We start from the raw sequence: 12,153 nt of genomic DNA on the forward strand, positions 1-12,153 counted from the left end.
TACAAAATTAATTAATAGTAAGTCACGTTATAAGTCACGGTCGTTTTTACTGCCCCTTTCGTTGGATCAGAAGCGCCTGACTTGACCATTTTCACGGTAAATGGAATAGTCGCAGCCCCTGATGAAATATCCACATCGGCGCCTTCTTCATTATTTTTCAGCAACTTACCTGCGTTATCAAAGATGGCGACCGCTACGCCAGAAGCTGCAGAAGTTGAAGCCTGGTTTTTGAAGTAATCACTGTTCGCAGCATCTGCCTCGCCACCGAAGGTAACGCGGGCGATAGCGTTGCCCCCCTCTTCAGTGCCAGGACAGTTAGCCAGGGAAAATGAAAAATTCTTCGCAGCACCATAGGTATTCGCTTTCAAATCCGCCACTGAAGTGGTACCCATTTCGATAGACGTCACCCCACCATCAATTGTTGCGGTACAGGTGGTATCAGAAACGGTACCGTTGAAAGTAATCGTATTCGATGCAGCTTGCGCATAGGTCGACAGCATGCAGGAGGCAGAAATTGCCAGCGCGCTGAACACATATTTCTTACTGATTTTCATATGAATTCCCATATCCATTGTAAACGACAATCAATCCGTCAATTGCTTGATGCAGGTATATTAAAGAATGGAATTCAAAATTAGCGCCGTCAGATTTTTATAAAAACAACATGCAATATTTTATAAATAATTTAAAATTGACCAGGTAATCGCTTATTGAATCCATTCAATAATAGCATCCCGCATAAAAATAATATCTTGAGAAAAATATTTTTCAATAAGTATTGCTAACATCATCCATTAGAATGAATTAATCACCTATTATAAAAACAAACCAAATACACATATTATCAGCATGTTATGCATTCATATAATTCACAGCGCAAATTAGTAATTGTTTAATCATTATTAAATTCATTAAATAACCCATCATTTAGAAATATCTTTTTACAAATTAAATGACATAAGATCTTTCCAAACAGCATTCAACAAAAACATCCCACAATGAAATTAAGAATATAACCTAAACACATTTCATACTAATTAAGATAAATAGCCTATGGATACGTAATATTTTACCGGGGTGAACTCAGCAGTCTTACCCGTTGTCCTTTGAGGTAAGACTGCGGAATCTTAAAATATCGCCCAACGAACTAGCGGCGCCGCCAGCACCATGACTACGCCGGAAAGCATCATCACCAGGCTGGCGACCACGCCCTCCTGCTGGCCCAGTTCATAGGAGCGGGCTGTTCCGGCGCCGTGCGACGCCGCGCCGAACCCCGCCCCTTTAGCCATACCGGCGCGGATTGACAGGCGTAAGAACAGCACATCGCCAATCGCCATACCAAATACCCCGGTGACCACCACAAAAAGCGCTACCAGGTCAGGCTGGCCACCGAGCGGTTTCGCCGCCGCCAGCGCAAACGGCGTGGTCACCGAGCGTACCGCCAGGCTACGCTGAATTTCGTCAGGCAGAGTGAAGAGACGCGCCAGCCAAACGGAAGTGGTAACGGCGACCACCGACGCCGTCACCACTCCCGCGGTCAACGACATCCAGTGACGCTTAATAATCGCCAGGTTGTCATAGACCGGTACGGCGAAGGCGATGGTGGCCGGCCCCAATAACCACAATAGCCAGTGCGACTCGCCCATATAGCTCTGATAGGAGATATGACCAAAGACGAGGATCAGCACCAACAGTACCGGCGTCAGCACCAGCGGCATCAACGGCAGTTTATGGAAGCGGCGATAGAGACGCTTATTGGCGAAATAGAGCCCGAGGGTGACCGCCAGGCACAGCATGCTCAGGGTAAAATCACTCATTTTTCAGCCTGCTCACTTCGTAGCGATACACCTTATCCACTACCCACGCCGTGGCGCCCAGTACCATAGTGGTGCTTAACGCGATGACGAGGAAGATGCGCCAGCCGTCCACCATCAGCAGTTGCGCATAGTTAACGACGGCAACCACCGCCGGGACGAAAAACAGCAGCATTTCCGCCAGTAGCCAGCGCGCGCCTGCGCGCACCCAGTTGAGCGGTATCACCCGGCAGACGATAAGCATCAGCAGCATCAACATGCCGACAAGATTGGCAGGAAGCGGGAGATGTAGCCAATTCACCAGATATTCAGCGCAGACAAACAACCCGGCATAGAGCAGTACCTGAACCGGTACCTGAAGACGTTGCATCACGAAAGGCGCAACACGTGCTGGCGCGAAGGCCATGAGCGGAATTCCCTAAAAATAAGTCAGGGGTGCAGTATAGAGAGCCGCCCTTGCGGACAGAAATGAATTAAAATCATCACAGGTATAGTCTCAGGGAATAATCATGGATATACGTACGTTGCGGTATTTTGTCGAAGTCGTCCGCCAGCAAAGCTTTACCCGCGCGGCGGAGAAACTCTTCGTCACGCAACCCACCATCAGCAAGATGCTCAAAAATCTGGAAGATGAGCTCAACTGCACCCTGCTTATCCGTGATGGCCGCAAGCTGTTATTAACCGATACCGGCCGGGTAGTCTTCGAACGCGGGCAGGCGATACTCGGCGAATTCAGCCAGTTAAAAGCCGAACTCAGCGATATTAACCATCTGAATAAAGGCGTACTGCGCCTGGGGATCCCGCCGATGGTCGGCATGTTGATGGCTGAGCCCATCAGCCGCTTTCGCCTGCGTTATCCCGGCGTGGAGCTGAAAATTTCCGAGTTCGGCGGGTTGACGGTGCAGCAGGCGGTTAGCAACGGCGAACTCGACCTGGCGATGACCGCGCTACCGGTCGATGAGTCCAGCGGCCTGACCACGCTGTCACTCTTTAGCCACCCGCTCTGCGTCCTCGTGCCGAAGACAGCGCAGTGGCAGGATATCACCTCGATCTCGCCGCAAAAGCTGGCGCAGCATCCATTGGTTATCTACAACGAAGATTTCGCCCTCAGCCAACAGCTGATGCGCCTGTTTGCCGAGCGTGATGTCAAGCCGCGTATCGCCGTGCGCAGCGGTCAGTGGGATTTTCTGGCAGCAATGGTGCAGGCGGGCATTGGCGTGGCGATTTTGCCGGAGCCGATTTGCCAGCGGCTGGATGCCGAGGATTTTTATTGGATCCCGCTGGAGAGCGAATTACGTTGGGAATTAGGGATGATCTGGCGGGAAGGGGTGTATATGTCGCGCAGCGCCGAGGCGTGGCTGGAATGCAGTAAAGCGTTCTGGCTGGAGTAACTCCCCGGTCGCGCTAACGCTTACCGGGGCTACATATAGACTGTCGATACTGTTATCGGTTGGCAACTTTTTAAGGGTTTTTCCCGGACGCGGCGCGTTGCGCCTTCTCCGGGCTACCAAATCGCATCGTGCTGTAGCCCCGGTAAGCGGCAGCGCCACCGGGGGATTTTGAGATCGCCAACACCAGTAGTGTCAGCCAGCATAGTGAATAAATTAAAGGCAGGCCGCACGGACCGTAGATACTGTTATCGGCTGGCAACTTTTTAAGGATTTTTCCCGGACGCGGCGCGTTGCGCCTTCTCCGGGCTACCAAATCGCGCAGTGCTGTAGCCCCGGTAAGCGTTAGCGCCACCGGGGGATTTTGAGATCGCCAGCACCAGTAGTGTCAGCCAGCATAGTGAATAAATTAAAGGCAGGTCGCACGGACCGTAGGTCGGGTAAGGCGTTAGCCGCCACCCGACAAAAAACGGCGCCGCGAGTAGCCCCGATAAGCGTCGCGCTTACCGGGACTTAAGGTTACTGATCTTCGATTAACAACGCTTCTAACAGGTCGAGATCGTGTAGCAGCTTCTGCAACGTCTCGTTGCTGATTTGCCGCGTCGCGCGCAGGTGGTACAGCTCACCGCGTTCCGAACGTAGCGCCGCCAGACGGAAACGGCGCTCAAGGCTCTCTTCCAGCATCGAGGTTTCGACATCGTTACGCCCATCCACACGGCGACGCAGGTTACCGATGACGCGCGAACTCACCTCGGTCAGCAGCTGGTTGTCGATATTTTCTTTGGTATCCGCCGCCAGGCGTTCTTCCATTTTCTGAATCGCGACAATCGCCACATCCGCCGTCGCGGCGCGCGCCAGACGCTCTTCTTTGCGCTGCTGTACGTGGTCGGTGGACTCAATACGCCGCAACAGAATCGGCAACGCGATCACCCCGACGAACAGGGAGAAAAGAATCACCCCGGCGGCCAGGAAGATAAGCTCGTAACGCGCCGGGAAGACGTTGCCGTCCGGTAAGAGTAGCGGAATCGACAGCACACCGGCGAGAGTAATCGCCCCGCGCACCCCGGCGACGGAGGAGATCAGCAGCTCGCGGGTGGTCCAGGAGCCAAACTCCATCGGTTTCTTCTTCAGGAAGCGCTGGCTGAGCTTACGCATCGTCCACAGCCAGCCGAAACGCACCAGCATCAGCGCGGCGTAAATCAGCACGATATCGGTGAACAGCATCCAGGTTTCAACGTTCGGATCGGCTTCCGCCGCCACCAGCGAGCTCGACAGGATATCCGGCAGCTGCAGCCCCAACAGCAGGAACACCATGCCGTTAAACACGAACTCCAGCATGGCCCAGGTACTGTTGGCGCGCAGGCGCATAGCCAGCGGCGCGGTACGCATCACCCCGGAACGGGTGATGGTCATCCCCGCGGCCACCGCCGCCAGGATCCCCGAGAAACCGATATGTTCGGCAATCAGGTAAGAAGCGAACGGCAGCAGGAACAGCAGCACAATTTGCGTTGCCGGTTCATCGCCGCCCCAGCGGCTGAGGAAACGCATTGAGCGGCCATACAGCCAGCTGACCACGAAACCGGCCAGGATGCCGCCAATCGCCACCTTCAGAAACTCAACGGTGGCGCCGCCAATGGTGAACACCATCGTGCCCATCGCCACGGCAACGGCAAATTTTAACGACACCAGGCCAGAAGCGTCATTCATCAGCGCTTCACCCTGCAGGATACCCATGATTTTCTTCGGTATCCGCCCTTCGCCGACAATACCGGACAGCGCCACGGCATCGGTCGGCGACAGCACCGCCGCAAGGGCGAATGCCGGAACCAGCGGGATCCCCGGCACAATCCAGTAAATCAGGAAGCCGATACCGACCACGGTGACCACCACCAGCGCCAGCGCCAGGCCGAAGATTTCCCGGCCGTGCTCGATAAACTCGCGGGTCGGCGTTTTCCAGCCATCGGCAAACAGCAGCGGCGGGATAAACAGAACGAGGAAGAGTTCAGGGTCGAACTCAACGTGCAAACCAAAGGTCGGCCAGGCCAACAGCGCGCCGATGGCGATTTGCATTAACGGTAGTGGGACCTGAAAGGGCAGTACGCGTGTAACCACCCCGGAGAGAGAGACCACGAGGGTCATGATGAGTATGGTGAAGAATATTTCCATGTGTTCCCTGTTTGCTGCGTTTTCTTTTTTTACATCTGAGGCGTCATGTCTCGAAATGATACGCTACTCAGATTAACGCAAAAGGAAACAGGATGTGGCTTAAAAATTAAACGGGCGGCCAAAGCCGCCCGTCGTTAGCAGGAAAAGTTAAATCGCCCATCCGCCGGCGTAGAAGATGACCAGCGCCGCCGCGATGATCACGGTGCCCGCATTGAGCTTGCGCCATTCGCCGGATACCACGCGGCCAATCACCAGCGATGCAAAACCGATCATGATGCCGGTCACGATGTTGCAGGTCAGCACGATGAACACCGCGGTAATCAGCCCCGCCATCGCATCAACGAAGTCATTGAAGTCGATTTTCGCCACGTTGCTCAGCATCAGCAGGCCAACGTACATTAGCGCTGGCGCGGTCGCGTAGGCCGGTACCAGATAGGAGAGCGGAGAAAGGAACAGGATCAGCAGGAACAGCACGCCAACGGTGACTGCCGTCAGGCCAGTTTTGCCGCCCGCCGCCGTACCGGCTGCCGATTCGATATACACCGCCGCAGGGGCTGCGCCCACCACGCCGGAGAACACGCTGCTCAGGGAGTCGGTAGTCAGCGCTTTGCCGCCGTTGATGATCTGCCCGTCTTTATCCAGCAGGTTAGCCTGGCCGGCCACCGCGCGAATGGTACCGGTGGCGTCGAATACCGCAGTCATGACCAGCGCCAGCACGCTTGGCAGCACCACCGGGTTCAGCGCGCCGATGATATCAAGGCTGCCAATCAGCGAATTGCCTTTGTCGTCGCTCAGCGACGGCATGGCGAAAATCCCGGAGAAATGGACGTTCGGATCGAAAATCAGTCCGATAATGGAAATACCGATGATGGTCAGCAGAATGCCGCCAGGCACTTTCAGTTTTTCCAGACCGATAATGACCGCCAGGCCAATCAGCGACATCATCACCGGGAAGCTATCGAAATTGCCCAGCGCAACCGGCAGGCCGTCCAGCGGGTTTTTTATTACCAGACCGACGCCGTTGGCGGCGATCAGCAGCAGGAACAGGCCGATACCGATGCCGGTGCCGTGCGCCACGCCCTGCGGCAGGTTGCGCAGGATCCAGCTACGAATACCGGTAGCGGAGATAATGGTGAACAACACCCCCATCAGGAACACGGCGCCTAATGCCACCGGAATACTAATGTGCTGCCCCAGCACCAGGCTAAAAGCGGTAAAGGCGGTCAGCGAAATCGCGCAGCCGATAGCCAGCGGCAGGTTAGCCCACAGGCCCATCACTAATGAACCGACGCCCGCTACCAGGCAGGTCGAGACGAACACCGCCGCAGGCGGAAAGCCAGCTTTACCTAACATTCCCGGCACCACGATGACGGAGTACACCATCGCCAGGAAGGTCGTTAATCCGGCAACAATTTCCTGACGTACGGAGCTGCCGCGAGCTGAAATTTTAAACCAGGCGTCTAATGAACCACCGGTACGCGCTGAAGGCGTAGACATAGAAAACTTCCCCTGAAAATTTTGATCGTTCGCTTGCATGCGTGATGGACCGTCCACTGCCAGTTAAACGCCATCTCCTTGTGCTGTTTCCCGGCGCCAGGAGGGAGGCTGAGAAAAAGCAAACGTTTAACTCCGCGCATACAATGCGGTATATGGAATGTCTTTGCTCCCCCTGTCGGCAGGGGAAAAAACGAGCAAAGTAAAAAGGCAAACGATTATCCTGTCTTTAGCTGGCCCTTTTCAACTGAAGTTTGTCGTATTTTGCCAAATTTCGCCGCCAAAGCTCAGGAAATAGACAAACGATGCGCAAACGTTATCGTCAGTGCGCAATGCATTAACATTTTTATATGTTTTAATCCTCTTTCTGGCGTATTAACCACCTGGCAGGGTAAATGGCCCGCCGCGCTCAATAGCGTTAATCCACCCCGGACGTGACTCCACCTGCTGCTGCCAACGCCGGGTGTGCGGCAGGTCTTGAATGCCGCCGCGCGCCAGTAAGGCCATCACCGGGAAGCTCATCTGAATATCCGCCATGCTCAGCGTGCCGCCGGCAAACCACGGCTGACGAGCCAGATGCTGTTCAATATATGCCGCATGGGTCGCCAACTGTCTATCCAGCCACGCTTTTTGTACCCCTTTGCCCAACGCCCCGCCCAGGGTGCGCATACCAAGCGGCACCGGCGGCTTGCCGAGGCTGGCGAAGATAAGCTTCATCAACAGCAAGGGCATTAACGATCCCTCGGCATAATGGAGCCAGAAGCGATATTGCAGTTTATCTTCCCTCCCCTGCGGCCTCAGCTGCTGGGCGCTATCGTAGGTTTCCTGCAGATATTCCAGAATCGCGCCGGACTCTGCCAGCACCACGCCCTGATCCTCAAGCACCGGCGATTTACCCAACGGGTGAATTTTTTTCAGTTCCGCTGGCGCCTGCATGTTTTTTTCACGCTGGTAGCAGACTACCTGATAGGACAATTGCAGTTCTTCCAACGCCCACAGCACGCGCTGCGAGCGGGATTGGTTGAGGTGATGGACCGTCAACATGGCGCTCTCCTGTTGTTCGTTCAAATTAACTATAGAAACAGGCGGCCAATGACGGAAAAATTTCGGCAACGTCAACAGGCAAAATCAGCAGGCTGTGCCACAATTACATTGTCGACGCAATCCGGAACCTCCTTCAACACATTGCGCAATACCTGAGGGGAGTCGACGTCGGGGGAAACCCTCCCGTGAGCCAGCGGGATAATGCGAAAGACAAAGACCGGAAAACAACTAAAGCGCCCTGTTGTGGCGCTTTAGTTTTTTGCAGGTATCACCATTAATCCTCTTCCAGCAGGCGTGCGCCGGTCCCCTCTTCACCCAACTTATCTCCAGGGTTGCGTAACGGACAATCGCGGCGCGATAAACAGCCGCAACCGATGCAGCCGTCGAGCTGGTCGCGCAACGCGGTCAGGGTGTGAATACGCCGATCCAGCTCCTCCCGCCATTGCGACGACAGCTGTTTCCACTCTTTGGCGCTCAGATTATGCCCTTCCGGCAGGACGCCGAATGCCTCGCCGATGGTCGCCAGCGGAATACCAATACGTTGCGCAATCTTGATGATAGCGACCGCACGCAGCACATCGCGGCGATATCGCCGCTGATTGCCCGCGTTGCGCTGGCTGCGGATAAGCCCTTTGCTTTCATAAAAGTGTAGCGCCGAGACGGCGACGCCGGTTCGTTTCGCCACCTCCCCAGGGGAGAGCAGCATTTTGATGCGTGCTGGTTTATTTTCCATAAAGCTCTTTACCTCAAGTTAACTTGAGGAATTATACTCGCCGACAGACAAAACGACGAATCGAGAATTGAGAGAGGCCGCTTTATGTCCCATCAGGATATTATCCAAACGCTTATTGAATGGATTGATGAACATATCGATCAACCACTTAACATTGATGTAGTCGCTAAAAAATCGGGATACTCGAAATGGTATCTGCAGCGAATGTTCCGTACCGTTACCCACCAGACGCTGGGTGATTACATTCGCCAGCGCCGGCTACTGCTCGCCGCTGAAGCGCTGAGAACCACGCAACGTCCTATTTTTGATATTGCGATGGATTTGGGATACGTCTCGCAGCAGACGTTCTCGCGGGTATTCCGCCGGGAGTTCGATCGCACTCCCAGCGATTACCGTCATCAGATTTCCGCCTGACGACCGTCGTGCGGCGTACGCAGTAAGATTGGGGACTTGGCGAGCCACTGCATAAACTCCTGTGGCGGCATAGCCCTGGCAAAATGCCATCCCTGACAAAACTGCACGCCGCGCTTAAGCAACCAATCCACCTGATCCAGCGTTTCTACCCCTTCGGCGATGGTTTTTAAACGCAGGCTACGCGCCATATCGATGATATGCTCGGCAATCAGATGGCTGGTACTGTTGGTGGTCAGCGTATCGATAAAGGATTTATCAATCTTCAGAATATCGACATTGAGCGAATAGAGGTTATGCAGGTTGGAATAACCGGTACCGAAATCATCAATGGCTATTTCGTAGCCCGCTTCGCGGAAGGCCTGAATCACCGGTGTGGTTTTCGGCACATCGATAAATCCTCTTTCGGTGACTTCAATTTTAATTTGCTTCACGCAAACCGCATAGCTGCGGGCCTTCTCAGTGATCTGCGCAATTAATCGCGCGGAGTGGAAGTCCGATGCCGAAAGATTAATCGCGATATAGAGCTGTGGATGTCTGGCCAGATATTCGCCAAGATCGTTGAACAACTCGTCGACCACATAATCCGTCACCTGAGCAATCATGCCTGAGTTTTCCGCCAACGGAATAAACTCCGCCGGGCTCATCACCGGACCGTCAAACCCCGGCCAGCGTAACAGCGCCTCGGCGCCGACGCAGCGGTTATTCTTGATGTCGATAATAGGTTGGTAATGCAGGCACAGTTGTCGGTGGCTTAACGCTCGCTGCAGTTTATTGCGCGGTGAATGATACTGCTGACGGCTTCGCGACCAGACCATCAGAATCAAAATGCTGCAAATAATGCCTAACGGCAGGGTCAAGGTAATCTGGTCGTAGAGGCTGGCATAATAGCTGGCGCGCGAGGTGGACATGATGACCGCAATCGGCCGAATCGACGAATGGGCGACGGTATAAACCCGGCCATCCTGGTTGAAAAAAGCGTCTTCGTGGCGAATAAGACGATGTAATTCCCTGGCATCAACGTTTTTACTCACGGAGAAAAACATGTTCGTTTTGGTGTCGAAGACGCCGTAAGCTAAATCTTTATCGCTGGAAATAACCGAACTATAAGAGAGAGGGTTAACCACCACGGCATAATGCCCGCGCTGCATATAATTCATATCATAGCCGGGATAAAACGGCGTATCACGATAGTAGTAAATGGAGACGTCGGGCTTTCGAGTATAATTCGCGGCAGCTATTCTCCAGCCCTCTTCGGGATGGACCGCGGTGGAACAGAGGAAAGTGTTACCGCTCGCATAAATCAGGTCATCAACATACAGTAGCCCGCGCACGATATTTAACATGTACTGCTGATGCTGCGGGGAACACATTGCCCCGGTAAAGTGCATGGCTTTTTCGCGCGCCTGCTCGGATTCATGAATGACCATTTCCGTTTTTTGCAGCGCCAGCTGCGAAAACGATTGCAGTCTATCTGAGATTTCTTCCCGGGCTCTGATTTGCGCAAACCACAACGCCAACACCACCGGCAGCACAACCACCAGTATGATGAAGAATATTCTTAACGCCTTATGCGGCGCGTTACGACTCATTTCCGCTTTTTATCCATGCGATACGCCTCAATCACGGTATAAGGACAAAAACCAGGCATTACCGACTGTTATAAAAAACAGCGAATTTCAGCAACGAACACGTTTATGTAAAAACCTCACACCTAATAATGATGAATCATACTTACTTATAGATGGATCGAGAAACATTCTCGTAATAATTAAGACACTAGCCACTTACTAATTCGGTTTCTCCGTACAATTACTCGTAATAAGTAACAAAACCCGTTGAACAATTATCGGCAGTCCAGGCCCAGTCCTTAACGGTGTCGAAAAACAGACACCAGACATGCTGGCGCGCATTCCGCCGCCATTAACCCTATTAATAACGTGGTTTAAAATGTCAAAAAAGGTCATTTTTTGTCTGGCGAATAAATCAGCAAATGTGATATAGTTCACACAAGTTGATGAAACAAAATCGTCGTTTCATCACTCCCTGAAGTGCCCGCCGATAGCCAGAGCGTCTCATTATTGATAATCGCGCCAGGTTGTCTAAGGCTCCCGACTTTCTTTGAGAGATAGGATAAGTTAATGGCTTCCATTACTACCAGTGTCGTACTTTTGCGCTGGCCCCTGGTGAGCGCGGTATTGATGTTCCTGGCCAGTTCGCTGAATATTCAATTACGTAAAAGCGACTATGCCGGCTTAGCGATTATTTGTAGCTGCCTGGGCCTGGCTGCCGCCTGTTGGTTTGCTACCGGCTTGTTAGGCATCACCATGGTGGATGTTGCTAAAATCTGGGGCAACATTAAAGATGTCATGGTTGAAGTCATGAGCCAGACGCCGCCAGAATGGCCAATGATGATGACCTGATAAAAAAGCTTCCTGCGGGAAGCTTTTTTATTTTCAGCAACAGCGATGTTCTTCCCGGCTCCTGCTAATATTGTTCGCATAACATCGGTCGTAGACGCTCGTTTGGGCAGCGCTTAACCGCACAATACGATTGATAAAGACAAGATTCCTGCTCCGCGACCTCGAAATTGTACGGGCAGGTTGGCCGCTCTCTTAAGGTTTCCCACTGTTTATCGTCGTAACGCGTGATGTTATAAATTTTTAATGAATGATATCGATCATTAATTAAAACTTTAGATGAATAAAGTTTCATGGTTTCGCCGGGAATTAATAAAAGCTCAGCCTCATACCAGATAATAAACTTGAGAAACCGCAGCCCAGATATTGACGAAAAGGCAACGCCAGTATGCGGGCAGATAAGGGTGTTAAGAATCGTCCATTTCATCTTCCATCCTTGTAAGTAAAATCTGAGAGAGAATTTAGTGATAGCACTCCAGGCCGTTATCTGCAAGGCAGGTTATTAATAGTGTGATATAGACCAACCCTGACACACATCGGCCATACCACTCTTGAAGTAAGCTAATCCGGGCATTCTACGAATTATGTATTAATACTAAAAAAACATAACCATGCAAAGGTTATAAATAACCTTACAATATATTTTAAATAGCAGACAAAAATATCATTTTGATATTCACCTG

Annotated in this window: 12 protein-coding genes; 3 read left to right on the forward strand and 9 right to left on the reverse strand. The window is 52.5% G+C overall.

Features of this window, described 5'->3' with window-relative positions:
* Positions 1-11 precede the first annotated feature (11 nt).
* The 3 genes from ABLV78_RS23510 to ABLV78_RS23520 all read right to left on the reverse strand — a co-directional run bounded on the left by ABLV78_RS23510 (position 12) and on the right by ABLV78_RS23520 (position 2,220).
* A complete protein-coding gene (locus tag ABLV78_RS23510) occupies positions 12-572 on the reverse strand; it encodes a fimbrial protein (protein ID WP_165430618.1) in 561 nt (186 codons plus the stop codon).
* Between the two features lie 555 nt (positions 573-1,127).
* Entirely contained in the window at positions 1,128-1,817 is a 690-nt protein-coding gene (locus tag ABLV78_RS23515) for an LrgB family protein (protein ID WP_047047331.1), read from the reverse strand.
* Positions 1,810-2,220 (reverse strand): CidA/LrgA family protein, encoded by a 411-nt coding sequence (locus ABLV78_RS23520; protein WP_045398169.1) that lies wholly within the window; start codon positions 2,218-2,220, stop codon positions 1,810-1,812. Before ABLV78_RS23520 ends, ABLV78_RS23515 begins: the two co-directional genes overlap by 8 nt.
* A 103-nt stretch (positions 2,221-2,323) precedes the next feature.
* Between ABLV78_RS23520 and ABLV78_RS23525 the strand changes: the two genes are divergently transcribed.
* On the forward strand, positions 2,324-3,205 hold the full coding sequence (locus ABLV78_RS23525; RefSeq protein WP_045398172.1) for a LysR family transcriptional regulator: 882 nt from the start codon (positions 2,324-2,326) through the stop codon (positions 3,203-3,205).
* Positions 3,206-3,721: 516 nt separating this feature from the next.
* Here ABLV78_RS23525 and ABLV78_RS23530 read toward each other — a convergent pair.
* The 4 genes from ABLV78_RS23530 to soxR all read right to left on the reverse strand — a co-directional run bounded on the left by ABLV78_RS23530 (position 3,722) and on the right by soxR (position 8,639).
* Positions 3,722-5,368 (reverse strand): Na+/H+ antiporter, encoded by a 1,647-nt coding sequence (locus tag ABLV78_RS23530; protein WP_015368729.1) that lies wholly within the window; start codon positions 5,366-5,368, stop codon positions 3,722-3,724.
* 147 nt (positions 5,369-5,515) lie between these two features.
* Positions 5,516-6,865 carry an NCS2 family permease gene (locus ABLV78_RS23535; RefSeq protein WP_015704058.1) on the reverse strand — a complete coding sequence of 450 codons (1,350 nt, stop codon included), beginning with the start codon at positions 6,863-6,865 and terminating at the stop codon, positions 5,516-5,518.
* A 372-nt stretch (positions 6,866-7,237) separates the two neighbouring features.
* Entirely contained in the window at positions 7,238-7,906 is a 669-nt protein-coding gene (locus tag ABLV78_RS23540; protein ID WP_047045876.1) for a glutathione S-transferase family protein, read from the reverse strand.
* A 274-nt stretch (positions 7,907-8,180) separates the two neighbouring features.
* A complete protein-coding gene (gene soxR, locus ABLV78_RS23545) occupies positions 8,181-8,639 on the reverse strand; it encodes a redox-sensitive transcriptional activator SoxR (RefSeq protein ID WP_045396728.1) in 459 nt (152 codons plus the stop codon).
* Between the two features lie 84 nt (positions 8,640-8,723).
* On the opposite strand from soxR, the gene soxS reads away from it, so the two are divergent.
* Entirely contained in the window at positions 8,724-9,053 is a 330-nt protein-coding gene (gene soxS, locus ABLV78_RS23550; RefSeq protein WP_015368734.1) for a superoxide response transcriptional regulator SoxS, read from the forward strand.
* On the opposite strand, the gene pdeC is transcribed toward soxS, so the two are convergent.
* On the reverse strand, positions 9,038-10,642 hold the full coding sequence (gene pdeC / locus ABLV78_RS23555; protein ID WP_047045874.1) for a cyclic di-3',5'-guanosine monophosphate phosphodiesterase PdeC: 1,605 nt from the start codon (positions 10,640-10,642) through the stop codon (positions 9,038-9,040). The two genes, soxS and pdeC, sit on opposite strands and share 16 nt — an antisense overlap.
* A 549-nt stretch (positions 10,643-11,191) precedes the next feature.
* Here pdeC and ABLV78_RS23560 point away from each other — a divergent pair.
* Entirely contained in the window at positions 11,192-11,473 is a 282-nt protein-coding gene (locus ABLV78_RS23560; RefSeq protein ID WP_015704055.1) for a YjcB family protein, read from the forward strand.
* A gap of 64 nt (positions 11,474-11,537) precedes the next feature.
* Here ABLV78_RS23560 and iraM read toward each other — a convergent pair whose 3' ends face one another.
* The gene (iraM, locus tag ABLV78_RS23565) at positions 11,538-11,897 is read right to left on the reverse strand and encodes an anti-adapter protein IraM (RefSeq protein WP_045396734.1); all 360 of its coding nucleotides are present in this window, start codon (positions 11,895-11,897) and stop codon (positions 11,538-11,540) included.
* Positions 11,898-12,153: the final 256 nt, after the last annotated feature.

It is taken from the genome of Klebsiella sp. CN_Kp075 (genome assembly GCF_040065055.2).
Taxonomy (GTDB): Bacteria; Pseudomonadota; Gammaproteobacteria; order Enterobacterales; family Enterobacteriaceae; genus Klebsiella; species Klebsiella aerogenes.